The following is a 573-nucleotide window of genomic DNA, read 5'->3' as shown; positions in this document are numbered from 1 at the left end:
TGCGCCCGTTTGAGGAAGATCATGGCAGATGGGCATGAGCGCTTTATCTATTATCAAATAAAAAATAAAGAGAGGCTGCATGATTAACAGCCCCCCTATACGATCGACGAATTATTTTTCTAAAAGCTTTAGAGATTCGCGATTGAATGCAGGAAGATCATCAGGTGTTCTGCTTGTTACAAGGTTTCCATCTACGATTACTTCTTCATCTTTTACAGTTGCTCCTGCATTTTCCAAGTCTTTTCTTACGGAAACAAAGCTTGTTAGCTCTCTACCTTTTAGTTGGTCTGTATTAACGAGAAACTGTGGACCATGGCAAATTGAAAATATGGGTTTATTATCTTGGAAAAATGTTTTCGCAAACTCACTATTCTTCGGATTAATACGTAGTAAGTCAGGAGAAAACCCGCCAGGTACGAGTAATGCATCATAATCGTTTGCATTTACTTCATCTATGCCTCTATCTGCTTGTATTTCGTCCCCATTTTTGCCATTGATGGTTTTTTTTGCTTCATTACTGATAATATCTACCGTATGCCCAGCTTCTTTGTAAGCTTTCACAGGATCAGTTAA

1 protein-coding gene is annotated in these 573 nt (G+C 38.4%); it reads right to left on the bottom strand.

Features of this window, described 5'->3' with window-relative positions:
• Window positions 1-111: 111 nt before the first annotated feature.
• On the bottom strand, window positions 112-573 hold a 462-nt coding region (locus CEG13_RS18535; protein WP_100013357.1), incomplete at its 5' end, for a type 1 glutamine amidotransferase domain-containing protein.

The sequence above is a fragment of the Lentibacillus sediminis genome, from assembly GCF_002763455.1.
Classification (GTDB): Bacteria; Bacillota; Bacilli; order Bacillales; family Amphibacillaceae; genus Lentibacillus_D; species Lentibacillus_D sediminis_A.
The sequence above is the reverse complement of the archived record's forward strand: the minus strand, read 5'-3'. Positions and strand labels throughout refer to the sequence as shown.